A 25,490-nucleotide genomic window follows, 5' to 3' on the forward strand; every position below is an offset into this window, starting at 1 on the left:
ATTCGCTATGAATTCGGTTCACATTATCGACATACAGGATGCCGATAGGTCAGACTACTTACCACTTAAAACGAAAAAGATTCGTCGGCGAAAACGACCTTTCCGTCGATTACGGTGGCGAGCACGCGGGTGGCGTCAATCCGCGACGCGGCAACCTTCGTAATATCCTGGCTCAGCACCACGAAGTCCGCCGGATACCCGGGGAGCAGATAGCCGCGACAGTGTTCCAGGCCGGCAGCTCGAGCCGGTCCGACGGTGAAGTTGTGCACCGCCTCGGCGGCCGTAACTCGCTGTTCGGGGTAGAACACGTCACGTTTTCCGGGCCCAGCCCGCCTGACCGCGGCGGCAATGCCGGCGATCGGGTCCAGTGGCTCGATCGGGCAGTCCGAACCAAATGCAAGCGGGATACCGCGGTCGATCAGGGTGCGGAATACAAACGCATTGGCGCCACGTGATCCCCAATACCGGTGTATCATATCGATGTCTGAGGGACAGTGCGACGGCTGCATCGACGCCGTTATTCCGAGCCGTTTGACCCGGACGATATCGGAGCGTCTTGTGAGCTGGAGGTGTTCGATACGGTGACGCGCTCCGAAGTCGAGAGGCGGAGCTGTCTTAAACGCATCGAGCACGTTGGACACCGCCCTGTCACCGATAGCGTGGATTGCGACCGGCAAGTTGAGCTTTGCCGCCTGCTTTATGATGCGGCGCATATCCGCGACCGTCCGAACTTCGATACCGTAATTGGATTTCGATCCCCGATACCGCCTGAAACACAGGGCAGTCTGGGAACCGAGCGAACCATCGGCGAATACCTTTACCCCCGCGATTCGGAAAAACTCGGTTCCGGTCCCGAAATAGATCTTTTCTTTCAGCAGATGCGGCAACAGGTCGGCTGATGGGTAGTACACAACACGAAGTCCGACTCGATTACGCTCGGCAAGATCCATGAAGTACCGCATAGCTTCCGGACCATCGAAGGAATGCACGCCGGTGACACCCATCCGATAGGCGTGCTGAAGGGCACGCGCGTACCGTCGATCCATTTCCTTGCCGAGGGGCATGGGTACGCGTTCAAACACCAGTTTTGTGGCGGGTCCTTCGCGGAGAAGTCCCGTAGGGTTCCCTTCGCTGTCACGCTCGATTCGTCCTCCGCCGGGATCAGCCGTCCGAGCGGTGATACCGGCCATTTCCAACGCGCGTGAATTCACCCAGCAGGAGTGCTGGTCCTTGGAGTACAAGAAAGCCGGACGACCGCCCGTGACTTGATCCAGCATCGCTGCAGTTGGTTCAACTCGCCTGGTCCATCGATCCGGCGCATATCCCTCACCGACGACCCATTCATTCTTCGCCAGCTTCGCGGCGAAGGTTTTGACCGTGGATAGACAGGCTTCAATGCTGTCAAGACCATGGAGGTTCACCTGACCGAGCGTAACCGCGAAATAGGCGAAGTGCGTGTGTGCGTCCACGAATCCGGGAACGACGGTCTTTCCACCGAGATCGACCACAGGGTAGCCTCTGAGATCCGGGTCGTGGCGCAGATTTCGTCCTACGGCTACAATACGATTGCCGCGGACAGCCATTGAATCGGCGACCAACCTGTCGGCCTGTGTGTAGATACGGGCGTTACAAATCAGCATGCGCGTTTTCAAATCGGTCTCCCTTTACGCGGTTGTCGCCTGCTCGTTTTGTAATACCGAGGCGATCCGTTTCTTCCAGGATTGGAATGACGTATTTGCGGGTGAAGCCAAACCGGTCACGCAGGGTGGTGACTGGCAGTTGACCCTCAGTCTGGAGGCTTTCCACGATATAGCCCACGATTTCGTCCCAGATTCGCCGCAGGAATAGAAACTCGGCCCCGCATTTGTGAGCCTCGCGAGAGTCCAGCATGAACTTTATAGCCTGCTGATAGATCTTCCCCCTGGCGGTGAAAGTGGCAAGTGTCGGGGGAGCATACGGATCCGTCTCCAGGGCAGTCAGGATCTCGTCGTGAGCCTGTTTAATGACACCTTTGAGAGTCGCGGTTCGACCCGCCACGTTGAAGTACTCGCCGTCGCGGCCCAGGATTTTCTGGTCGACCATGTACTCAATCAGGATCGTCGCCGTAGACCGTTCGATTGGCAGTAGAGCCAGCAGTTCCTCAGCAAGCAACCCCTTTACATGAGAATGGCGATGCAGATGTTCTTCCAGCCGGCTTCGGCACTGATGGGCCGTTCGTTGCAGAACCTCGTTGAGATACACGCGGGCCGCAAAAACACCCGCGGCACCACTGCGTACCAGACTGTCCACCGCCTCTGAAATCTCCGACGCCGCAAAGTCCGAGTTCACGAGGAAGGAGTCTACCGGAGCAAGTATGAGTTTTTCGAGTTCCGACACAACCAGGGACCGAAGGTCTCCGGATGTTCGCTTCTGCAGATACGCGAGCTGAGCGAGGTCTTTGCGCCGCGGGAACCGCGCCAGGTGATCGATCAGGCGGCCGCCACCAAGCGTCACCATCGGTGTCGGCAGCCGCAATATGCATGTATCACCAACCAGACCATAAATGGGGTCCTGCGGTTTAATGAAGGCCAGTCCCGAGCTGCCGGGACGCAGGGAGTCCACATCGAATATCCGCACGTCCCCCTCAGTCTCAGACGTACCCAGCAAGAGCACCACACGACGTCCGTCTTCCAGCGGCACGGGCGCTTCGGCCAGCATTTCAGCGGCAATAACCAGCACCGGGTGGTCGGCGAAAAAGGACAGATCGGCACGATCCGTAATGCAACCTCCCCGGACCAGATTGTCTTTTTCGATCCCGGTGAACGACACGGCAGTTCGCTGACCCGGCCGGACCTCCTGCCAGTCACGGTTCTGGGATTGGAGCGTTCGGATGCGACCGACCTGGCGCGACGGCCAGACGGCGACGGTCTGCCCAACGGAGAGCGTACCACCGCGAAGCGTACCGGTCACGACCCCGCCGATTCCGGGACGGATAAAGGATCGATCGATATACAGGCGTGCTTTGCCGATTGATTTGCGAGCCGCGATCCGTGCAGCCATCGACTCCAGTTCCGACAACAATCGATCGAGCCCATCCCCCGTGACGGCCGAGACGCGAACGATCGGCGCACCGTCAAGAAAGGAGCCGGCAACCCGCTCGGCGATGTCGGCTTCGAGTAGATCGATCCAGTCGGGCTGCGCGAGGTCCGCCTTGTTTACCACTATCAGGCCGTGGCGCACACCAAGCAACCGCACAATCTGGAAGTGTTCCTGGGTTTGCGGCATCCACCCGTCGTCGGCCGCAACAACCAGCACAACCGCATCGATACCGCCGGCTCCTGCGATCATGTTCTTGACAAATCGCTCATGACCCGGGACATCGACAAACGCAATCGTGTCGCCGGCCGAGGTCGTGTGGAAAGCGAATCCCAGATCGATCGTCATCCCCCGTTCTTTCTCCTCCGGGAGGCGGTCGGGATCGGAGCCTGTCAACCGACGCACGAGAGACGACTTTCCGTGATCGATATGTCCGGCAGTTCCAACGACAATCATACGGCGCGATTCTGTCAGGTGATTAAAGCTCGAATGGCGGCGACGAGTACCGGAAGGTCGCTCTCTTCGACCGCCTTGAGGTCAAGAATGAACCGATCGTCTTCTATGCGGCCAATGATCGGGGGCGTACACTCCCGAAATAGGCGAAGCAGTCGGTTGGGTTTATAGTCGCCTGAGAACACGATGCCGACCGACGGGATGTCGGACTGTGGAAGAGCCCCGCCGCCGATGTAAACGCGGGTAGCTTCTATGACCAGCCCGGCAGGATTGCCGAGCGCGGCGAGGATCGATTTGCCACGCTGATACAGGACTGATTCCGGTACCGATAACAATCGCCAGAGCGCAATCTCGGTGTGATGCGTGTTGTTCATGTAGCACGTGAGCATCTTTTCGACAATCGAGAACGTGATCTTGTCTACCCGGACAGTTCGGAAGATCGGGTTCTTTTTCAGTCTGTCGATCAGCTCCGCACGACCGACAATCAGTCCGGCTTGTGAGCCACCCAGCATTTTGTCGCCGGAGAAACTGGTCAGGTCGGCCCCTGCGGCAACCGACTGCTGAACGGTTGGTTCTGCATACCCAAGCAGATCCCGCGTGTTGATGAACACTCCACTGCCCAGATCATTGAATACCGGAATACCGCAGCGTCTACCCAGCTCCACAAGGTCTTTCAGCGGGACTTCCTCGGTGAACCCTGATTGTGTGAAGTTGCTCTTGTGCACCTTGAGAATCATACCGGTATTGCTGTCGATGGCCTGTTCGTAGTCGGCAAGCGCAGTGATGTTCGTACTCCCGACCTCGCGCAGTCTGGCTCCCGAGCGACGAAGGATATCGGGAATACGGAAGCCGCCGCCGATCTGCACCAGCTCTCCCCTCGAGATTACCACACCTTTGCGAAGCGCGAACGTATTCAGAGTCAGAAACAGCGCGGCGGCGCAGTTATTGACCACGGTGCCTGCTTCGGCGTTGGCGAGCTGGGCCAGGTAGCGTTCGCATGCCGCACCGCGCCGACCGCGGGAGCCGCCGGCAAGGTCGAATTCGATATTACCGTAGCCCGTTACGGTTTGCTTGATTGCTTCAAAAATCGAATCAGAAAGTGGCGCTCGCCCGAGGTTAGTGTGGACCACGATCCCGGTCGCGTTGATCACCTTGCTGATCTCGAGACGCATCGCGGCGTGCAACGCGCGGCGGATGGCCGACTCCAGTGATGCCCTCGATTGCGGCTTGCCATCTGAGACGAATCTGGCCTTGCTGTCGGAGATTACCTCACGAATGGTTTGCACGGCCACCGGCCGGGGCACGAGTGCAATCACATCGGCCAGCCCCTCCGACTGGACCAGTTCCTCGACCGACGGGAAGTCCCTCAGAGCTGTGATGGATTCTTCGGCCATAATTCCCTGTTATAGATCACGTGGGCGAGCAACCGACCGACATTCGCCAGAGACTCCGGGGAGCACTTGTCGGGCGTGTCATGTGCAGTGTGCCACGCGGGGTAGTCGAAGTCTATAAGCAGCACTGTCGGCACGCCACCGGTCGAGAGTGGCAAATGGTCGTCCATTACGCTATATTTCACGCTGTCACGAAAAGTAGCAAGGCCGAGCGCTGCGGCCTCTCGCCAGAGCATATCGTTAAGAGGTCTGTAAAACTGCTCCGAGTGTGCTTCCCGGTATATCTGTTGATCGCGGTCGCCGATGAGGTCGATAACGATTCCGAAACGGTACCGGCCGCGTATCTTCTGTCTGGCAAAGTGTTTCGAACCCAGCATATAATAATCCAGATCGCCGGCCTCTCCCCAGTCTTCGCCGTCAAACAACACCAGGTCGATGTTGATACCCGGTGAACGCTGCGCCAGGATATTCGCCAATTCCATGAGCACCGCCACGCCAGACGCACCGTCGTTGGCCCCCTGGATCGGTTCTCCTGTTCGGCTGGTATCGGAGTGAAAGTCGGTCCGCGGCCGCGTGTCCCAGTGAGCGCCGATAAGCAGGGCAGGTTCGTTCTCCGAACCGCCTCGGAATCGAGCGATCACATTGACCAGGGGAACGTCGGCGTGTGAGTACGGATCATAGAAGGCAAAGGCCTGAGAATCTACCTCGAGCCCAAGTGACGCAAAGTGCGCGTAGTAATATGAGCGGCACTGGCGCCACGCGTCGGTGCCGGGAACGCGGGGTCCGAAATCCACCTGTGCGGTCAGATAGCCGTAGGCTCTCGCGCCGTCAAACACCGGGGGGATCACAGGGGCGGAGGAGCAGCCCGATACTGCGAGAGACAGAGCAAATACGAACAGACGATTCCTCATACTGATAATGTTGAGCCACCCATGAGGCAAGTCAACTCAAAAGATCAGAATCGAATCTCTGCCCAGATCTGCAACTCGCGGACGTGGCTCTTGCGGTTGATCTTGGAGTCGTTCGTATCCTGCCAGCGGGCCGACAGGCCGCCTTTGATCTGCTGCGAAAAAGTGTAGGAGATGACCGGCGCAACGGTCAGATCTGACTTGTCCGCGGTCACGACAAAGGGCCGTCCGTCCTGCGAGTTCTCCGTCAACTCAGAGTTATAGCGGATGTTCAAGTCAATCGAGACAGTTGAATTGAATTTCACCTTGCCGAAAAGGGGAATTCCTATACCGCCGGGAGCGGTGAAGGAGTAGCGCGACGAGAACGCGATCCCGCTCCGGGTGGACTGTGTTTCATTTTCCAGCCGACCGTCCTGCCGGTTATACCGCTCGGTGATCACTTCCGTCACCGTGTACGAACCCGAGAGCGAGAGTGACCGGAAGACGCGGAAATTGACCGACAGCAACGGGTTGAAGGCGGTAGTGATTGACTTATCCAGCATGAAGTCGCCGTCGAGGTCCCAGGTCTCCTTGCTGTCGCGGGTAAACCCCGTACGGGGCTGAAATACGGAGATGAACTTGTTGATCAGCCCCTTGATAAGCGGAAACGTCGAAAACTGGGAGATGCGAATCTGCAGGTCCGGCCACTTAATGGACTTGTTTTCGTACCGGGTGCCGGTTTTGACCAGATCCCGAGTGCCGCTGACCGAGTACCGTACGTCGGTATCAAGTCCACCGAACAACTTGAAGCCGGAGGAAAGATCGTAGCTCTCCCCTTCGTTCGAGAACGGCGTTCGGCTCTCGGTGATCGTCTCCACATCGGTGGTTTCGTCGATGCCGAAGCGGAAGCGTAGCGATGGTCGTTCAACCAGCCCGGGCAGCGAGTTGTTGTAGCTCTGACCGTACTTGTACGAGATTGGTTCGATCCACCCGGTGAGGAAGCGGAGAACGGCGAACGGCGGATCGTAGAACGGACGTTCAACCGTACGGCCACGGCCGGCACTCCCCTTAGAACCAAAACTGAGCAACTCGACGTGCTTAAACTGACCGCTCACGCTCCAGCTGCGTGAGAGATCGGCCTTGCGTGATTCATTCGATCGCTCCCATGAATCGCGGTAGCTGGCGCTGTAATTCCACTTGTTGCTCAGGAAACCAACCAGCTTGGGATCGTAATCGGCGGTGAAACTCTGATTGAAGGACGTCTCCAGCCCCAGGCGGAACTTCTTCACATTCGACGTGATGTTGACCAGGTCTGGGTCGGTGAGGTCGCGTTTAGTGTTGAATCGGAAAGTCGTCCGTAGATTTTCGAAAACCTGATAGGTCAAGTCCATGGTCGCATCGAAGTCCTTTCGCAGCGACGTGACGCGGCGAAAGTCGGAGTCATCGGAGATAGAGAGTCCTCGTGTCAAGGATCCGGAAAACCGCCACGTAGTCGGGTATATGCCGAGGCGACTCTTAGACGTCTTCCTCAGGATTGGTAAGTATTTAGACCAGAAGAAGATAGGAATTGTCGGCGCTTTCGGGATACCGGCATCATATGACCCCTGGACGGTGTAGTTCTCACCCAGGTAGTACGGACGGTTGACCGATGTTTGTCGCGATCGCTGATACGAGAAACTGAATGACTGGCGATTCAGCAAGACCGTAAACAGCGGATTCCGGCCCCTCCTGCTGAACGACTCTGAAATTCGGAAGGAGCGCGAGTCTGAAGTCGACCTCTCCTGTTCGCGGATTTCATCCGGAAGCACGATATCGGAGTTGTTGCGCAACAACGGCAGTTGGGTCGTGCGATTGTAGCCAAAACTGACCGGCATGCGGGCGCCCCACGATCGAGGCAGGAACTTGTCCAGATTCAAGGAGCTGTTCCACACGAAGTTCTTTTCCGTCTGGCCACTGCCGAGGTTATTCGAGGAGCCGCCCCGGGTGGCTGAGGAGATTCCGCGGAAATACGGGTCCTTGCTTTGATAGGAGAAGCTGTATGTGAGCAGATCGGCGGCGTTACCGGCGACGGATACGCGAGCGGCCGTGCCAACGTCACGACGGACCGATGTCACGCGAAGCTCGTCCACCCACACCTCGCCGGAAACCTCCGAGAGCGAATCGCTCGACGAATTGGTTATGCCGAAGGCGAAGAATTTCACCTGATTGATATTGGGCAATCCCTTGACGCGATACTGGCCGCGCGTGATGTCGACCTTCTCCCCCGTCTCGAGGTTGCGGATCGCCTCGTCCTTCAAGCCCGTGATTTCGGCAAAATCGATCAGCACGTAGTTCCGCTCATCCCACCGCGGGTATACCGGCTGGGTCGAGTGGAACTCATAGAAATTGGCGGAGTCGGTGCCGAGCCGCATGAAAAAGGTCACGGAGTCCGTCAGGATGTTGGTCAATGAGTCGCCCCAGACGTACATTTCGAGCGTCTTATAACCCGAGTAGGCTTCAGACTGAATCAGCACGCGGCTGGCAATCGCGGTGTCGCCCGGCCTGAGATTCTCGTAATTCAGCGCCAATCCGCGTTGCGCTTCCTCGATATTCTGGGTCGGATCCCTGTAAGCCTCGACATTCGGAGGGGGAATGAACGTGCCATCGTCCGTGGAAACCGAGGCGACGACAAACCGGATGTCGTCGCCGGCTCCCGGTTTCAGGATCAGCGTGTCCTGCCAGTTGGACTGGACGAAATACCAGTCGACGATCTCCAGCGTATCCTCGCCGGCATCCAGCTCATTGGATTCGAACCAGACGCGAATGTGCTGGATCTGATCCCACGCCGGGGGGGTCGAACCGATGATGGTATCGACCGCGAGACTGTCCCGGATCGGTATCCGGTAGGTTACCCATCCGTTGCGTTCCGAACCTTCGACCTTGAATGAGTCGGGGTACTGGTCAAGGTCGATCACAAACGAGAAATACGAGTCGATGTCGGAAAAGGATCCAGTGAGTTTCTCTTCGTCCGGCAAGCCCTGGGTGGTGGCATCGCGTCGATTACCCTCGGTGCCGTTCAAGAACTCGTAATACAGCGGGTCATCGGGATCCTCCATCCGATCCTGGAATGTGCGACTATTGCAGACGTTTGACGGGAACGGACACTTGCCCTTGTTGCGGAAGAACCAGTTGTCACCGTTGGGATCGACCAGCGTGTCGGCGCTATACCCGGGCTCGAGGATGTCGGGAAGGGCATCAAGCCCCACGTCTTCCTCCTCGCTCACGGTGCCGGATTGATCGCCAAACGGACGGTCGTCTTCGCCAAAGGCCGCGCCGTCACCGTTGACGTCCTCGGAGACCCGTCCAAAATCGAAGTGGATGCGACCGCCGGTACCGCGCACGCGCATCTCAAACAACTGCGCGCGTTCGGCATCTACACGGCCGTCGAATGCACGCATAACGCCGGCCCACGAGCGCACGAACGATGTATCGGCCCCGATAAAGGTTGTATCGACAACCACCTGAGTATCGACAAGTGAGGTGTCAAACTGATACTGCGGGGTGATATCAAGGTTGTCGGGTCGGTAGATCAGGCGTAACGTTCGGACTTCCCCCTGTCCTTGTGGTACGTCGCCCACATATACATCTTCACGAAGCGGCAGCACTTCCGGCGTATGCCAGAGCATTTTACCCCGCTGCCAGTTGCCCAATAAGGGGTCGGGACGGGAAGACTTTGTCCACTGTGTGCGGCTCAGGCCCAGGTCCAATTGATCCAGCGCGGCTTCGAAGTCATCAATATACGCCTGGTCATCGACGTTGGGGTTGGGAAAGGACTGGGCAACTTCGGCTGAGACCGAAATGATCGATGGTTGCTCGGTCTGCACAATGGGGAGCGCATCGACGGCTCTGGTCAGGAAGTTTGGGTAGATCTTGAAATCCATATCGAAGTCTACCACCATCATTTTGGCTGTTTCCTGCCCTACCCGGGGTTTGCGGTCCTGTGCCTTGTCGGACTTGTACAGGAGAGTCGAACCGAAGCGGAGGTCTTTGTTCCACTCGTACTCGGCGCGCATTCCCAGCAGTGTCTTCTTCTGAATGGACAAGAACGGAGCATATTCGTAGTCGATAGTCACCTGCGCGTTGGGGTCGATGGCTTCCTCATCGAGCAGGGTAATTGACCCGAATGAATAGTCTATGTTGTATCCGACGCCACGCTGCAGTTGGCGACCGTTCACCTTCACAACATCGGAGCCTTCGATGATATTTACGCGGTTGAGTCGGATGATCGAACTGCGCGACTTTGAGACATACTGAATGTAGTACCTGCTCGCCTTGGCCTGCTGGGTCGTTGAAGTATAATAATACAGCAGCGAGTCCGTTTCGCGCAGTGGCGCGGTCGTCCCCAATTCATTGGTGAAGGTCGTATCTGAGAAAAAGGGCGTGCGCGAAGGGAAAATGAGAAGCCCCCAATCCGGTCGGAAGACGGCCTGTCGCTCATCAAGCAAGTTATCGGGGCGGTTGGCATCGGTCCGGTTATACTGGTCGAGTCCCAGTATTTCCAGGTAGTACCCTTCCGACTGCCCGGCGTCATCGAGCTGATAGTCAAGACTGGTATTTCTCCCTTCCTGGCCGGGCAGCCCCTTAAATACTTTGACGTCGATATCGTCGACCGTAACACCGCGAGGTATCTGATAGAGATTTCGCCACATGAGATCCCAGGCGGGGTGGGCCGGACCGTACACGCCGTCGCGTCCGCCGTGGATCAGCTTCAGCACCAGCGTATCGCCGGTGATGCTGCCGATCGTACTGATCGAATCCGGCGTTGCCTGGTTGACCGATGAAAAGCGCTGAACCTGCAGGTAAATGCCGCGGGCTCGGCCGTCGTTTCGGCGATTGTTGAACACCACATAGTGGAGATTGCGATCGCGATCGTCATACCACCGGTACTCGTCTTCCGGCACCTGGCGCATCCGGGGCGTCTCGATCAATGTGGGATAGGCACCCGGGTCGGCGGGGTCGATCAGCAGGCGGCCGTAACGGAAATCCGCCTCCGTTTGATTGGTCTCCTCTTCGTAGACGTACAGCTGTGAGACGCGGTCGTACGGGCCAAAGTCTCCGGGATAACCCAGGTCATAGACCCGGTTAGTCTCGTACTGGTAGTCGCGCCGCCACTCGGCGCTGGCCTCACCTGCGGCGTCAACCGACGCTTTTTCCGATGAACCCTTCTCCTGCGACGCGATCGCTGTCAGGGTCAGATTTCCCACCTGGGCTTCGGCTTTGATCCCGAACAGCCCCTGAATACGCGAAGAATAGCCGACAAACTGAGTGTTGGGGAGGCTGAGATTGGTATTGCCGGCTTCGATGCTCTTCAGGATATCGTCCTCGTCGCCTTTGTACCGAATCTGCAGACGGTTCGACAGCGGAATGTCGGTCTGGTTGTCCTGCGAGACGGAGACCGTAATTTTGGAGCCGATTGTCCCGGTTATGTCGAATCGGGATATCTGTTCCATATTGAGCGACGGGAATTTGCTCTGGCGAAAGAGATCGGATTCAGCACCGTCCTGCCACTGAGACCGGCCGGAAAAAGTAATTCGGCGGTAACCGGTTATTTTGAGATTGGCGCCCCCTTCACCGAAGATTTTGTCGAAGCGCCGTGGCAGTTGGTCGAATCCGATATTGAGCCCTTCGCGCCGTTCCCCCTGTTTCGCTCTCTGGAGCGACGACTGGACGTTCCGGTTGAATTGCTCCCGTTCGGTTTTCCGGGCCCGGTATTCATAGTACTCGAGCGCCCCCACGGTAACCGGGATCAACTCCAGTTCGTTGGTGATCTGCGTCGAAAACGTAAGAGTCGTGTCTTCGAAGCTTTGCCGGATCACCCGGGGGTCAAACTTGAGGCGGGGAACAATCGGAAGATAGCTTTTCGGTTGCATGGCAACCGAAAAGGCATAGTTGGGCTGGTCGTACCAGGAGACGACGCGAGAGGAGTCGGCCAGCTCGGCCTGAAATCCGATCTGGGCAAGCGTCGACGAGCCCGCCACCACCCCGGTGAGTGCCGCGATCGAAAGAACTGCAACAATGAAACGGCGCAAAACGAATCGTACTCAGCAGTGACAAGTGAACGCGTTACATCGATAGCTAATGTTCGATAGCACTCCTCGGGTACCGGTTAAATGGAACCGACTTGTATGACTTCTTCTTCAAGTTCGATGTGAAACTTATCGCGCACGCGCTGCTTCATCAGATCGGCCAGTTCGCGAATCTCGCGCGAGGTTGCACCGCCGGTATTGACGATTATGTTGGCGTGTTTTTCAAATACTTTCGCCTTGCCGACGTGCAGCTGTTTGGCTCCTGCTTCTTCGAGCAGTCTGCCGGCGGGAAGTTTCCCGAACGGCTGTGACGGGTCGGGTATATTCTTGAAGAAACAGCCTGCCGACATTCCGGTGTTGGGATGTTTGCCGTCGCGCAATTGCAGTATCTCGTTCACCCTGGCTCGTATAGCGGCCTGGTCACCCGACTGCAGGGAGAATCTGGCTCGCGCCACGACCTCGCGCGTCTTTTTCAGGAGTGAGTCGCGGTAGGCAAATCGGCAGTATTCGGGCCCGACGACCTTCACTTTCCCCGCAACATCAACCAGCGTCAACTCTCTGACGATAGAGCCGATCTCTCCACCAAATGCTCCCGCGTTTCCGTACAGCGCCCCCCCGACGGATCCCCAGATACCGGCTGCAAACTCCAGGCCGGTTAGTGCATGGTCGGCAGCAAACTTGACCAGCGCCATCAGCTCCTCACCGGCGCCGCAATCGATCTCGTCGCGTCCAATGAGGTGGATCCCCAGAACATCTACCTTGATGATGAGACCGTCGAACCCACTATCGGAGACCAAAAGGTTTGACCCGCCCCCGATCAGGAAGTAGGGGATGCCCAACCGTCGGGCCGCGTCCACAGCATGGACAATATCATCTGCAGAACCGGCCGAAATGAAATACCTGGCGGGGCCGCCCGTCTTGTAACTGGTCAGCGGCGCCAGTGGGTAATCAAACCGAAGACCGGGGCCAAATGCGGCGCGTAGGTCCTCGGTTCGGACTGCCGGCTTAACTGTGGGATTATCAACCATTTCCAGCACAATATAGAGATATGCCCGTCAAAATCAACATTATTCACCCGGCGGTGAGGCGGACAGGACACCCTGACCCATCCACTGATTATACCCTCGAGACGACCGGGAAGAACCGGCGCAGTCCGAAATATCGCTCACGGCTGTTCATCGTCGTTCGTTCCAGCGGCCTGCTTACGGTCGGGTGGTTCGGACTCCGAGGCCCCCTCGGGGCCGTCCTCCGGGCCGGGCGAGCCTCCCTTTTTCGATTCATCGACAAAATTCAGCCGAAGTTCATAGAGGACATGGTCGAGCAGTTTTTGTTCGTCGGCGGTCAGATTTCGGTCCGTCTTCCGTTTCAGCATATCCAGCATGTCGATCGTATGGCGGGCGGCGTTCAGGTCGCGCTCGACTTTGCCGGTGAACGGTGATGCAACCTTGCCCATATGCTGCATCGCCCCCGCGTGCAGCGATAGAATCAACTGGTACAAATGCGGATCCAGCTTGTTGTCGGTATCACTCATTGGACATCAACCTCCACCCAGGTTCACCTCTCGGCGACCGGCTGCTTTTTCCAGAAACGAATACAGCGCACGGTGGTCGCTGTCAAGATCATTGTAGTGCTCAAACAGACGCATCACGAGACGTCTGGCGGCTTCGAGCAGATCACGGTCTTTGGAGAGGTCGGCCACACGAAGCTCCGGCATGCCGGACTGGCGTGTTCCGAACAGCTCGCCGGGGCCCCGCAGCTCCAGATCCGCTTCGGCAATCTCGAAACCGTCAGCGTGGCCGGCGAAGTATTCGAGGCGCCGACGGGCCATGTCGCCGAGTGCATCGCCAGCGAGCGCCACGACCGTGGCCGGATCTGCGCCCCGTCCGACCCGTCCTCTCAGCTGGTGCAGTTGGGCAAGTCCGAACCGTTCGGCCTGCTCGATCACCAGGAGGGTAGCCCGAGGGTTGTCCAAGCCTACTTCGATGACCGTCGTGGCCATCAAGATTCGAACATCGCCGTCACGAAAGGCGGCGAGTATTTCGTCCCGTTCCCGGGGCTTCACCCTGCCGTGAACCAGCCCGACTTCAATGCCGGCGAAGACTGTGCCGCGCAATTCCTCAAAGGCCTCCTCCGCGTTCCGCAATTCGAGCTGGTCGGATTTCTCAATCAGCGGATACACGACATACGCCTGACCGCCCTTGAGGACTTCGTCGCGTACCCATTGCATGACTTTCAGACGAGCGCTTTCGGTCCTCCAGGCCGTTCTTACGGGTTTTCGCCCGGGGGGCAAATCACGGATTGTCGAGATATCCAGGTCGCCGTACAGCGTCAGGGCCAGTGTTCGGGGAATCGGTGTCGCGGTCATCACCAACAGGTCGGGATTGTTGCCTTTCGCATAGAGCAGTCCCCGCTGGCGGACGCCAAAACGATGCTGCTCATCGATGACCACGAGCCCGAGACGCTCAAAGGCGACGTAGTCATAAATGAGGGCGTGGGTTCCGAGCAGAATATCGGTCTCACCGCTGGCGGCGCGCTGCGCTCGCTTCTTCCGCTCGGCTGAAGACAAAGCTGACGTAATCAGGTCGACAGTGATCCCGAGTCGAGCGAGTGGTTGAGCCCAATTGCGGAAGTGCTGCTCCGCGAGGATTTCGGTAGGCGCCATAAAGGCCGTCTGCAACTTGTTTTCCGCCGCATAAACCGACGCCGCAACCGCCACGGCCGTTTTCCCGCAGCCGACATCGCCCTGGAGCAGCCGCGACATCGGCTGGGCCTTCTGCAAGTCAGCGAATATCTCCTTCACCGCCGACTTCTGTCCATCGGTCAAAGAAAAAGGTAGAGACTCCTTGAAGCTACCCAGCACGGCGCCCGGCGGCGCAAACCGGTGCGGCTTGGTGACGGAGGTTTTCAATCCTCTGTTGCGGTAGACAAAGAACTGAAGCGCCAGCAGTTCATCGAAGGCGAGGCGACGACGTGCGGTCTCCACGACTTCCCGATCGGACGGGTAGTGCGTCATGGCGACAGCCTCGTGAAGCGGCATCAGAGACATTCCCTGCCGCAGATCAGGCGGAAGAGCGTCCGGCAGCCGTTCACGCATTTTGCCAAAAACCGCCGTAGTGAGGCTGCGGATTCCTTTCGATGACAACCCCACCTTCGACAACTCGCTTGTCTGGGGGTATACAGGGATGATCCGCCCGGCGTGAACCATCTGATCGGAATCACTATCGAGACGCTCGAGATCGGGGTGAATCATCTGAAGTCCCTGAAAAAACGTCACTCGCCCTGTCGCAGCGTATACCTGGCCCTTCTTGAACAGCTTCTGCCAGTAACGGACCCCCTGAAAAAACGTGAGGCTGACTGCCGCTGTGTCGTCCTGGAGAATGACCTCGTAGCGCGTTTTGCGGCCCCGAAGGATGCCATGGGCCTTCACTTCGCCAATTATGGTGGTTGTCTGGTTCACCTGGAGGCGATTGATGGGTGATACGTTGGTACGATCAAGATATCGCCGCGGGAAATAGAACAAGAGGTCGCGTACTGTCTCCATGCCGTGCGTCTGAAGCACGGCCGCCTTGCGGGGGCCAACGCCTTTGAGAAATTGCAGAGACGATGACAGCGAGATTTCTGACATGCTGTTAAGAAACGGGGAGGGGAATTCGTTCGTCAATTACTAATCACATTTTGGGGCGCTCTTTACAAGCGTACTCAGATGACGTATCATGAGATCGGAAGAGGATGCCGTCTGGTGGCGGTCCCGGCCTTCAAAGCCGTGTGGGGGGCGGAAGTCCCGTCCTCGGTGGGTTCGATTCCCACCCCTTCCGCCATAAATGGGGGCCCGTTGTAATCCGTCGACTGCCTGCTGTCTGAATCCCCTTGACATAACTGCCGTTTCGGCTTGATTACAAGTAGAAGCACATCTTCGAGCATCCCCCCTCACTCAACAAGACTGACACCCCGACTGTTCGAGTTCTTTCGCCGCGGCAGGAGCCGAGTTGGCCAAACCAGAAGATACCGCGCATGCGGGTTTGACTGGAAGAACTGTTTGACGAGTTCAGACCGACCCACAACACAAGGAGGTCATTATGCCGGTGCGGCTACTGAAGGAGTATCTTGACCGCCACGGCATCAAGTATGTGACGATAAGCCATCCGCCGGCTTATACGGCGCAGAAGGTGGCGGCATCGGCCCATATACCGGGCCGCGAACTGGCAAAAACGGTGATGGTGAAAGTCGACGGCAAGATGGCCATGGCGGTTCTTCCGGCCTCGACCAAGGTGGAGTTTGAAAAGCTTCGTGCGGCCATCGGCGCCGAGTCGGTGCGCCTGGCCTCCGAACGAGAGTTTCGGGCGTTGTTTCCCGAATGCGATGTGGGGGCCATGCCGCCTTTCGGCAATTTGTACGGCATGGACGTCTTTGTCGCCGAGCGCCTGACGGAGGACGAAGAGATCGCGTTCAGCGCCGGTACGCATCGGGAACTGCTCAAGATATCGTATGTCGACTTTGAGCGGCTGGTACGACCCCGTGTGCTTCGCTTTTCCCGATTACTCGCGCTTTAGAAGCAGGCGCGAGATCTCAGTGTGTATCCCTGTTGCACGACGGGGTTTCGCCCGAAGTGGGGGCGACGCCGGTCCGGCCGCTTCGGCGGCCGGCCGGGCGAAATATCTTTGCCGGAAGGCGGACGCGTATGTCGGTTCTGACAATTCGGGATATGACATCGACTGACGAGGCGTTTGTCGGCACCTGCTCGCACATCGGCGATGAAGGAGAGCTGACCGCTTGCTCTCGTCGCCGTCTGAGATGGCTGGCGGACAAAACGTCGCAGGGATTGCGGGTCAAAGTGTCACTCCTGAACGGACAGCGGGCCGGCCTTTTGTACGTCATGCCCATCGAGATCTGTCCGTGGGGGCCGCTCGGGCGCGACCTGTTGACGATTCCTTGCCTGTTCATCAAGCCCGACGCGCAGTCGCACGGTGTCGGACGCGCGCTCGTAAACGAAGCAGAACTCGAGGTCGAGCGACAGGGAAAAAAAGGCCTCGTGACAGTCGCGTACTACGAGAATTCCTGGTTCATGCCGGCCCCGTTTTTTGAGCGACTAGGATTTACGTCGATCAACCGCCGCGGGAGGGCGGGAATGCTGTGGAAAGCGCGTGATTTGACCGCCGAGCCTCCGCAATTCCTCCAGCCGGCTTATGAGCATAAGCCCCTGCTCGGCAGGGTCATCGTCGATTTGTTCTGGCATACCTTTTGCGGGACATCCAATATCGAAGCGCAGCGCGTTCGCGAGGTCGCCGCAGACTTCGGAGAGCGAGTTGTCGTACGCGAGTATTGCGCTGATGACCGGGCGGTGTTCAACGACCATCAAAGGCCGCGCGGAGTGTTTGTAAACGGTGAGGAGATCGGATGGGGATACGCGGCTCCACGGAACAAGATACGCGAAGCCATCCAGCGGGCCCTGAGTACATAGGAGGCAAAGCGGGCTCGCGAAGGATGGTTGTCTTTCCTTTCCACTAATCCATTGAACAGGCCCGGTCGGGAATACTCCCGCCGGGCCTCATCAAGTGCGCCGGGTGCTTACCTGTCACTCGGCGTATTTGGTCTCTTCCACCGAGCGCATGAAGATATCCACAAAACGTCTGAGGCGATGAGTGAACGTGAATTCATTGGGTTCACGGTACTGCATCAGGTTTTTCACCAGGAAATTGAAACACTGGCCGGTCCGTGACGCACCGTACCTGCTGCTGTACAGGAAGTGCTCCAATTCCGACTCGCGGATGCGATCCGGATCGCGCGTGATGACGCCGAGAAAGTGCACATTCATGTTGAATTCCTTGTCGCCCCTGATGTTGGCCTTGGCAACGGTATTCACCTTGTCAAACAACTCCTTGGCGGCGTCGAAGTCAGGCACCTGATTCAGCACGATGAACGGCCTCAGCGTGGTCTGCATCTTGTAGTGCGGATCGCGTTCTTTCATTCCTCGTTCCAGTTGCTGGAATCGATAGAACATGGCTTTCAGACAGGAGTAACCGGCCACGATGTCCTGAGGCGTCGTGACGACTACCTGGAAGTCCTGTGCCAGTGCGAAGTCAATTGTCGTCTGCTGGATGCCGGCGCTCAAGTCGTACAGGACGTAGTCGTAATCACTGCCGATGTCTTTGAGCGCGCGAATGAAGCGCTTGCGCTGGGCGGCGTTGAGGTTGGCCAGACGGTAGTTGCCGCTTTCGCCGCCAATGAGGTCAAAGCCCAGCGGCGTGCTGTAGACCAACTGATTGAGTTCATGCCGTCCGTTGAGCAGATCCATGATCGTGTTGTCGCAGTAAAATCCGAGCTTGTTGGTTACATCGGAGTTCCCGAGATCGAGATCTATCAGCAGGGCCTGCTTCCCGGAACGTGCCAGGTAAAACGACATGTTTGTCGAAATGTGCGTCTTGCCTACGCCGCCTTTGTTGGATAGGAAGGCGATCGATCTCACTTCGTGTCGGCGCTTCAATTCGAGCCGGATCGTTCGTCCGATCAGCGAACTCATTTCGTGTGATCGGGACGAGGGGATGCCGCGTTGCTGGTCGCCGGCGCGAGCCGCCGGTTCACTGCCATTGCCGCGGCGACCCTCCAGCAGTGGTCGGGTCATGTCGGGCGCCGCCGTGACATGTTCATCGTCGTACATAACGCCATCCTTGGTCAGCCGATGGGGCCGATTCTCTGTGGTGGATTTCGGGCGGCTCACCTCGGCATGTTCACGCGTGCCGGACGCGGTGTTTGCGGCCCGCTCGATAACCGGTGTGTCACTCACATCGGTTCTGGTGGTCGTCTGCTCCGTCATCAGACTTCCCCTTCCCTGGTTAAAAACAATACACTCCTACTCAGGGGTATCGGCAGGCGCAGAAAAAAGTTTACCGGGCGGCATAGCCCGTGCGTCGGGAGGGATCGAATCTGTGGGGAGCAAGGTCAGATAGACCGAACGGAAAGTGTCAGTGGATCATCGATGAGGAGCTGCTCCTTGACCGTGTACGCCTCCGCAAAGCGTACACCGACCATCTGGCCGAGCGCTCGAGAGCGGGTCAACATGAGGTCGTAAATGACAACGCCGGGGTGGAAGATGTCCGCCCGGGTTCTGTCGGAGCGTTCGTAGAGCTCGTCGGCACCCAAAGCAAGCATGTCGGCGACCGACAGCGAGGTCCCAAACTGGGAGGTGTATGCTGCCACAGCTTCCAGTTTCTTTTTCATCACGTCGCTTATATCGACTAGAAATGAGTAATCGGAATTGCGGAAATACGAGACGTAAAGTATCTTCTTTGGCCGATGAGGCTCACCGGCCAGTGGCGCCTTGAGAAGACCGGCCAGAAAGCAGGCATCGTAAGCCAGTCGACTGCAGGCGAGGTGGTCGGGGTGGCGTTGAATCCAGTGAGGCAGGATGACGAGATCGGGGCGCATATCACGCACGACCTGTGCAATCTTCAACTTGTTGTCCTGCGTGTATTCGACGGCCGAATCCGGCATCTCCAGATTCCCGCGAAAGGACAACCCCATAATCTCGGCTGCGCGTGCAAGCTCACGCGTACGGTCATCAGCGTTGCCCCGGGTACCCATTTCTCCCCTGGTCAGGTCGAGTACTCCTGTCTTGTAGCCTCTTGACGCGGACTTGATCAGTAAGCCGCCGCAGGTGATTTCGGCGTCGTCGGGGTGCGCGGCAACGGCCAGAATATCGAGCTTGGCCGTTTCAGGCATTTGCGATCTCCCGGTAGTAGTGCTCATACTCGCCAACAATCTTGTCCTGTGAGAAGCGCTTTCGCGCCAGGTCTGCGGCAGCCGACTTGAACGTGCCCAGTTTTCGGCGATCGGTGAGCAATTCGATTGCGGCGCGCGCCATGCCGGCAGTGTCCCCGACCGGGCACAGGAACCCGTTGATACCATGATCGATCACTTCGACGAGCCCGGTCCCAAGTGTACCGATTACGGGTACTCCGCAGGCGAGCGCTTCGAGCGCCGCCAGGCCGAATGACTCTTCCTGTGACGGCAGAAGGAACAGATCGGCGCACGGCAATACGGCTTCAACCCGGCTCTGATTCCCGAGGAAAATCACCTTGTCGGTCAGCCCACGCTTTTTGATCATACGGCGTGCCAGCACCGTGTCGGGACCCTCGCCGATCAGAATCAGTTTGGCCGGCAGAGCGGCCGCCACTTTCTCGAAGACCTCAACGACATCGAGCGTGCGTTTGACCGGACGAAAATTGGAGACGTGGGCCAACAGCATTTCGTCATCTGACGCGAATTCACAACGACTGCACTCCCCGATATCTGGGGTAAATCGTGTATCGTCGAAGAAGTTGTGAATCACACGTATTTCCCGTTGGACGTTGAACACTTCTGCCGTTTCCTCGGCAAGATGTCTCGAAACAGCAGTGAGACCGTCGGACGAGTTTATTGAAAACCGGGTAATATCGAAGTATGACGGGTCGGAACCCACGAGAGTAATGTCCGTGCCGTGAAGTGTGGTAATCACTTTGGGCAGTGGATCCCCGGAGGCCGCGAGCATCTGCTTGGCGAGATACGCACAGGTTGCATGGGGCACCGCATAATGCATATGCGTGATATCCAACCGATAGTTGCGGCTGACATCCGCTAACTTCGACGCGAGGGCCAGGGTATACGGCGGGTACTTGAACAGCGGATAAGCCGTCGTTTCAACACCGTGAAACAGAAGGTTGGTTCTATATTTATCCAGACGAAACGGGAGGGCGTACGAGATGAAGTGCACCTCGTGGCCACGTCCGGCCAGTTCCTGCCCGAGTTCGGTTGCAATAATCCCCGAACCGCCGACCACCGGATAGCACGTTATGCCGATTCTCATTTACAGTTCCGCCTCAGAAAGGTACATAAGCTGATGCGCCGTCTCCTCGCTGTCCATGTGGTCATGCAGCACCCGGATAAAATGGAAGCCGTACCGCGCCAGGAAATACGTGACATTGAGGGTCCGTTCCTGAAAGCCGCGATTCGGATAGAGCGCATGCCACAGCCGATAGATGCGATCGCGCGTCTCCTTCGACTTTTTCTTGTGTGACGAGAACACTTTCTCCTCAAACGATTTCAGCGTGTAATCGATTTTCCCGTGCGCCTGCTCACCCACCTGCTGCAGGTTCGGATCGAACTCCAGTGATTCCTGCAGGAATTCTCGAAAACGCCGGCTGACATCGTTGCGAAGGTATTCGAAGCTATGCTCGAGGTCCTGAGGAAATGACCTCTGAAGAACCCGGTTCACGACCAGCTCGATATCACCGGTGACGTCTTCGAACGTAACATCATAGTCCTTCATGAGTTTTTCAAATCGACTTTCGATCACGGTGACCGTCGCACGAGCCCTCTGTACCGGAACCGGGAGGTCGAAAACTGAGAAGATGGGGTTGATCTGGGCCAGATAGGCGATCTCTGCGGGGCCGCCTTTCTGGCTTATTGTCGGAAACAGGTAAGATTGCAGAACCGGTCGTGTGATGACGTCGGGAGAGAAGCGTTCCGGGTGACTGTCGATGGCCCCGAGCAGCTCGGTACGCGAGAACCGATGCTCGCCAACCACGAATCCGTCCCCGTCCCGCAGCACCGGACGACGACCATCGAGATTATAGAACAGATGGGCGGAATTGTCTTTCTTCTCGACCTGTATATGATAACCCGACTCAACGATCTCGTGGTTAGTGCGAACCAGAAGATCATGGATATGATCCTGCAACATGACAATCTGCTTGAAGAACGGCACCGCCAGCTGCTTAACCGCGGCGTCACCCGGGCAGAACAGCACGAGCCCCATGTCTTTCGTAAGCGAGGCCATCAACTTGCCGAAAGCGCTGCAAAAGGTATCTCTGTCGGTGTAGGCATGTTCAAGGAGCGCGTACATCTCAGGGGTGAAGTCGGTGTCGCCAAGAGCCTTGCGAAGATCCGCGTGGCAGCGTTCGAGTTCCATCGAATCGCTGAACCTGATGTCCGCGGTGGACACTTCCTCTGGTGGATTCGCGGAGTATGAGATAGTGGCCGGTTCCCCGGCCCGGTCCAGCACCGTGAAGTGGTTGACTTCGGCAAAATCGTGGTCGTCGCCGGCGATCCAGAACACCGGGATCACAGGACGACCCAGTTGCCGCTCATAAAGCCTGGCAGCCTTTACGATCGCAATAGCCTTGATGATGGTGTACATGGGCCCGCCGAAAAGCCCGGCCTGCTGACCCGCAAAAACGCAGACTGAATCGGGGCGCTCCAGACGGTCGATCGCCGCGAACGCGGCTTCGGACGATTGATACGCGGTGTTTTGAGCGCGGAGAATCGCAGAGAGGCGAAGGCGTTCATACCCTTTGCGATCAAGTTGGGCAGCTGTTTCACTCAGGCTGGTGGAGAGATAAAAGTGAGCGGACGGTTCTCGTCCGCTCACGAAGTCCAGGTAGATGTCGCTGTAACCAAGCGCCTTACTTGGCGGGACCAGGTTGTTGGTCAAAGGCGATATCCTCGTGTGTCTCTTGTTTCTTCAGGCCTAGTAGTCTGCCGAGCCAAACTACGATGTCGTCAATGATCGTGTACACGACCGGTACGACAACAAGCGTGAGCAAGGTCGACGAGATCATGCCGCCTATCACGGCCCGGGCCATCGGCGCCCGCATCTCGGCCCCAGGGCCGAGTTCAAGTGCCAGCGGGAGCATACCAAAAACGGTTGCGAATGTAGTCATGAGAATAGGTCGCAACCGGATCGGCCCGGCGGCCAGAATCGCTTCAGTCCTATCAACACCTTCCCGTCGTCGTTGTTTCACGAAATCAATCAACAGGATGGCGTTTTTTGTCACCAGACCCATCAGCATAACGATGCCGATCTGCGACATAATATTGAGGGTAGAGCCGAAAACCAGCAAGCCCAAAACCGCACCTACCAGCGACAGTGGCAGCGAAAGCATGATCGACAGGGGGTCGAAAAACGACTCGTATTGCGACGCCAGCACCAGATAGATGAAGATGACCGATAAGATGAGTGCCCGGAGGATGTTGGTCGACGATTCTCCACGTATTTCTTCCTGTCCAACCGCACTCATCGAGTAGCCCGGTGACAGCTGCACCGCCGTATCGGCCACCGCCTGAAGAGTCTGGGCGATGGTGCCGGAGGCCGCCCACCCGGCCGCATTGGCGTTTATCCTGACTTCGGGGAGACGGTCAAACCGGCGCAACTCGCCGATCGCAGTGGACTTTTCGATATCAGCCACTTGCTTGAGGGGAACGAGGAATGCGTCGCGGTCCTCAACATCCTTGGAACTGGCGACGAGGATGCGGCCCACGTCACCGGCCGAGGAGCGGAACTGTTCCTGCAGCCGCAGTCGGACCTCGTACTCGACGTCGCCCTCCTTGAACCGTGTGATGTCATCGCCTTCGACCAGCGTGCGGATCGTGCGGGAAATTGACGCCACGTTGAGCCCGAGGTCATTGGCAAGCTTGCGGTTGACCGTGACCTGCAACTCCGGCTTGCCTTCCTGCAAGGTATTATCTACGTCGACCGCTCCCGGTACACTCTCCAGAAGTGCCTGCACCTTGTGCACCAGCCGTGTGAGTTCCTGCCGGTCGTCGCCTCGGATCGAGAGCTCAATCGGCTTGGCTGAGCCCCCCTCCGCCGGTTCGGTGGCGAGCGAGGCCTTGATGCCGGGCACGCTTCGGATGAGCTGCCGCACCGAGTCCACAAGCTCGATCGCGGACAGTTCGCGGGTATCGGCCGGGGTGAGCAGCGTGAGTAACTGGGCCTCGGTCACCTCCGTATTGCCCGAGCCGATCGTAACGTACGTCCCGGCGACTTCGGGAAGCGCCGTCACTATCTGTTCCACGCGTCTGACGCGTTCGTAGGTGGACTGGAGGTCGGTTCCGGGTGGGGTCTCAATCGATATGTACATTTTGCCCTGGTCGGTGACAGTCATCCACTCGGCCGGGAGGAACATGGCGCCAACTATTGCCGCGACAAAGGCTGCGGTGGCGATAAGAGCGACGAGCCATCTTGTACGCAGCGAAAAGGCAAGCAGGTTTCTATAGCGCGGCCGAAGCCGTTCGAAGTAGTCACTGAACACGCTGAGCGGGCGACGAATGCGAAGCCAGAGGCGCCACCATCCGGTAGCCTTGTTCGGATCAAGCGAGTCGGGGTCCTCCCGGGGAGCCTGAGTTCGCGACACCAGCATCGGGACCAGCGTGAAGGCGACAAACAGTGATATAAGGACGGCGATGGCGACCGTCATGCCGAACTGATAGAACACCCGACCGACGATGCCGGACATAAACGCTACCGGCAGGAAGACTACCATTATTGTGAAAGTCGTCGCTGCGACCGCCAATCCAATTTCGTCCGTGCCGGAAAAGGCCGCCCGCCAGGGCGATTCCCCTTCCTGCACTCTTCGGTAGACATTTTCCACGACCACAATGGAGTCGTCGATCAGGATGCCGACGGCGAGCGAAAGCGCAGTCAGCGTCATCATGTTGATGGTGAAGCCGAGGATTTTCATCGCCGTGAACGTTGCGATGATTGAGATAGGTATGGACAGCCCGGTGATAATCGTGGGTCGCAAGTCCAGGAGAAACAGGAAAATCACCAGCACTGCCAGCAGCGTGCCAAACTGGATGTTGAACAGGATCTCGTGAATGGAATCGGTAATGAACACAGAGTTGTCGTTGACGACAGTGACGACAATGTCCGGGGGCAGTTCGTTGGCGAGCAGTTTGATTTCCCGGCGGACACTTTCGGCGAGGTCTACGATATTCGCGCCCGACTGCTTTACGATATCAAGCGCTACTGCCGGTTCGCCGTTGTAGGTTGACAGCGACCGTTGCTCTGCGATAGTATCCTTGACCAGCGCAACATCGGATAACAGAAGGGGCGTGCCGTTTTCGTTCTTCACGACAAGCGACCGGAAGTCGTTCACCGACTGCAGCCTGCCCTTCACCCGAACAAGATATTCACGGCTCGACTCATTGACCCGACCGCCCGGAATCTCCAGGTTCGCGGAGAGCACAGCATTGCTGATGTCGTCGATCGTGATCTGCTTGGCTTCCATCTGTTCGGGATTCAGCAGAATCTGGATCTCCCGCTCGTGTCCCCCGATCAGGCGAACGGATCCGACTCCGCTGATGGATTCGAGGCGCGGCTTTATCTTGTCCTTTACCAGTTGCGTGACCTCGCGAGGCGGGCGACGTCCGGCGATTGTGATGGACATGATCGCCTGGGCATCCATATCCCATTGCGAGATGATCGGTTCCTCGATGTCTTCGGGCAAATCGGCTCGAATAGTCGCAATCTTCTCACGTACGTCCTGAGTGGCGATCGCGCCTTCGACCTCCAACTCAAACTCAACGACAACCAGTGAGTAGCCCTCGCGCGACTCGGATTGTATGTGCCGGACGCCCGATATTTCGTTGACGACATCCTCGATTTTCTTCGTGACGTCAATCTCAATCGACTCAGCCGAGGATCCCGGATAGACCGTCTGCACGACGACAAACGGGAAGTCTATCCTGGGGAAAAGCTCGACCGGCATGTCGGTGTATGAGAACCAGCCCATCACGAGCAGGGCCGAAATCATCATCGTCGCAAAAACCGGGCGTCTGATTGATACGTCTGATAGTTTCATCGG

General features: G+C 57.6%; 15 protein-coding genes and 1 tRNA gene. 3 read left to right on the forward strand and 13 right to left on the reverse strand.

What is annotated here, in order from left to right; translation table 11 throughout:
- Nucleotides 1-65: 65 nt before the first annotated feature.
- The 8 genes from RBT76_12725 to recG all read right to left on the reverse strand — a co-directional run bounded on the left by RBT76_12725 (nucleotide 66) and on the right by recG (nucleotide 15,496).
- The gene (locus RBT76_12725) at nucleotides 66-1,652 is read right to left on the reverse strand and encodes an amidohydrolase (protein ID MDX9858649.1); all 1,587 of its coding nucleotides are present in this window, start codon (nucleotides 1,650-1,652) and stop codon (nucleotides 66-68) included.
- Entirely contained in the window at nucleotides 1,627-3,531 is a 1,905-nt protein-coding gene (selB, locus tag RBT76_12730) for a selenocysteine-specific translation elongation factor (protein ID MDX9858650.1), read from the reverse strand. The genes RBT76_12725 and selB overlap by 26 nt, the downstream gene beginning before the upstream one ends.
- A 14-nt stretch (nucleotides 3,532-3,545) precedes the next feature.
- A complete protein-coding gene (gene selA, locus RBT76_12735) occupies nucleotides 3,546-4,922 on the reverse strand; it encodes an L-seryl-tRNA(Sec) selenium transferase (GenBank protein MDX9858651.1) in 1,377 nt (458 codons plus the stop codon).
- Nucleotides 4,895-5,830 carry a M28 family peptidase gene (locus tag RBT76_12740; protein ID MDX9858652.1) on the reverse strand — a complete coding sequence of 312 codons (936 nt, stop codon included), beginning with the start codon at nucleotides 5,828-5,830 and terminating at the stop codon, nucleotides 4,895-4,897. The genes selA and RBT76_12740 overlap by 28 nt, the downstream gene beginning before the upstream one ends.
- A gap of 44 nt (nucleotides 5,831-5,874) precedes the next feature.
- Nucleotides 5,875-11,874, reverse strand: a complete 6,000-nt coding sequence (gene sprA / locus RBT76_12745; GenBank protein ID MDX9858653.1) for a cell surface protein SprA — start codon at nucleotides 11,872-11,874, stop codon at nucleotides 5,875-5,877.
- A gap of 77 nt (nucleotides 11,875-11,951) precedes the next feature.
- Complete coding sequence (murB, locus tag RBT76_12750; GenBank protein MDX9858654.1) at nucleotides 11,952-12,899, reverse strand: UDP-N-acetylmuramate dehydrogenase; 948 nt, start codon at nucleotides 12,897-12,899, stop codon at nucleotides 11,952-11,954.
- Nucleotides 12,900-13,036: 137 nt separating this feature from the next.
- The gene (locus RBT76_12755; GenBank protein MDX9858655.1) at nucleotides 13,037-13,402 is read right to left on the reverse strand and encodes a DUF1844 domain-containing protein; all 366 of its coding nucleotides are present in this window, start codon (nucleotides 13,400-13,402) and stop codon (nucleotides 13,037-13,039) included.
- 6 nt (nucleotides 13,403-13,408) lie between these two features.
- On the reverse strand, nucleotides 13,409-15,496 hold the full coding sequence (recG, locus tag RBT76_12760) for an ATP-dependent DNA helicase RecG (protein MDX9858656.1): 2,088 nt from the start codon (nucleotides 15,494-15,496) through the stop codon (nucleotides 13,409-13,411).
- Between the two features lie 96 nt (nucleotides 15,497-15,592).
- Between recG and RBT76_12765 the strand changes: the two genes are divergently transcribed.
- From RBT76_12765 to RBT76_12775, 3 genes are all read left to right on the forward strand, one after another.
- Nucleotides 15,593-15,689, forward strand: a tRNA-Sec gene (locus RBT76_12765).
- Between the two features lie 258 nt (nucleotides 15,690-15,947).
- Entirely contained in the window at nucleotides 15,948-16,421 is a 474-nt protein-coding gene (locus RBT76_12770) for a YbaK/EbsC family protein (protein ID MDX9858657.1), read from the forward strand.
- A 128-nt stretch (nucleotides 16,422-16,549) separates the two neighbouring features.
- On the forward strand, nucleotides 16,550-17,329 hold the full coding sequence (locus tag RBT76_12775) for a GNAT family N-acetyltransferase (protein MDX9858658.1): 780 nt from the start codon (nucleotides 16,550-16,552) through the stop codon (nucleotides 17,327-17,329).
- A 114-nt stretch (nucleotides 17,330-17,443) separates the two neighbouring features.
- Here RBT76_12775 and RBT76_12780 read toward each other — a convergent pair whose 3' ends face one another.
- The 5 genes from RBT76_12780 to RBT76_12800 all read right to left on the reverse strand — a co-directional run bounded on the left by RBT76_12780 (nucleotide 17,444) and on the right by RBT76_12800 (nucleotide 25,487).
- Nucleotides 17,444-18,682, reverse strand: a complete 1,239-nt coding sequence (locus tag RBT76_12780; protein ID MDX9858659.1) for an AAA family ATPase — start codon at nucleotides 18,680-18,682, stop codon at nucleotides 17,444-17,446.
- 125 nt (nucleotides 18,683-18,807) lie between these two features.
- Entirely contained in the window at nucleotides 18,808-19,587 is a 780-nt protein-coding gene (gene bshB1 / locus RBT76_12785; protein MDX9858660.1) for a bacillithiol biosynthesis deacetylase BshB1, read from the reverse strand.
- Nucleotides 19,580-20,710, reverse strand: coding sequence for an N-acetyl-alpha-D-glucosaminyl L-malate synthase BshA (gene bshA, locus RBT76_12790; protein MDX9858661.1), 1,131 nt, complete (start codon nucleotides 20,708-20,710; stop codon nucleotides 19,580-19,582). Before bshA ends, bshB1 begins: the two co-directional genes overlap by 8 nt.
- Nucleotides 20,711-22,336: a bacillithiol biosynthesis cysteine-adding enzyme BshC gene (bshC, locus tag RBT76_12795; protein MDX9858662.1), complete on the reverse strand. Its 1,626-nt coding sequence runs from the start codon at nucleotides 22,334-22,336 to the stop codon at nucleotides 20,711-20,713.
- On the reverse strand, nucleotides 22,308-25,487 hold the full coding sequence (locus tag RBT76_12800) for an efflux RND transporter permease subunit (protein MDX9858663.1): 3,180 nt from the start codon (nucleotides 25,485-25,487) through the stop codon (nucleotides 22,308-22,310). Before RBT76_12800 ends, bshC begins: the two co-directional genes overlap by 29 nt.
- Nucleotides 25,488-25,490 lie beyond the last annotated feature (3 nt).

This window comes from Candidatus Zixiibacteriota bacterium (genome assembly GCA_034003725.1).
In the GTDB taxonomy this organism is placed as follows: Bacteria; Zixibacteria; MSB-5A5; order GN15; family FEB-12; genus WJMS01.

Coding starts and splice junctions, on each gene's coding strand:
- RBT76_12755 (MDX9858655.1), bottom strand. CDS start 13,402: ATGAGTGATACCGACAACAAGCTGGATCCGCATTTGTACCAGTTGATT.
- murB (MDX9858654.1), bottom strand. CDS start 12,899: ATGGTTGATAATCCCACAGTTAAGCCGGCAGTCCGAACCGAGGACCTA.
- selA (MDX9858651.1), bottom strand. CDS start 4,922: ATGGCCGAAGAATCCATCACAGCTCTGAGGGACTTCCCGTCGGTCGAG.
- bshA (MDX9858661.1), bottom strand. CDS start 20,710: ATGAGAATCGGCATAACGTGCTATCCGGTGGTCGGCGGTTCGGGGATT.
- selB (MDX9858650.1), bottom strand. CDS start 3,531: ATGATTGTCGTTGGAACTGCCGGACATATCGATCACGGAAAGTCGTCT.
- bshB1 (MDX9858660.1), bottom strand. CDS start 19,587: ATGCCTGAAACGGCCAAGCTCGATATTCTGGCCGTTGCCGCGCACCCC.
- RBT76_12775 (MDX9858658.1), top strand. CDS start 16,550: ATGTCGGTTCTGACAATTCGGGATATGACATCGACTGACGAGGCGTTT.
- RBT76_12800 (MDX9858663.1), bottom strand. CDS start 25,487: ATGAAACTATCAGACGTATCAATCAGACGCCCGGTTTTTGCGACGATG.
- recG (MDX9858656.1), bottom strand. CDS start 15,496: ATGTCAGAAATCTCGCTGTCATCGTCTCTGCAATTTCTCAAAGGCGTT.
- RBT76_12780 (MDX9858659.1), bottom strand. CDS start 18,682: ATGACGGAGCAGACGACCACCAGAACCGATGTGAGTGACACACCGGTT.
- RBT76_12770 (MDX9858657.1), top strand. CDS start 15,948: ATGCCGGTGCGGCTACTGAAGGAGTATCTTGACCGCCACGGCATCAAG.
- RBT76_12740 (MDX9858652.1), bottom strand. CDS start 5,830: ATGAGGAATCGTCTGTTCGTATTTGCTCTGTCTCTCGCAGTATCGGGC.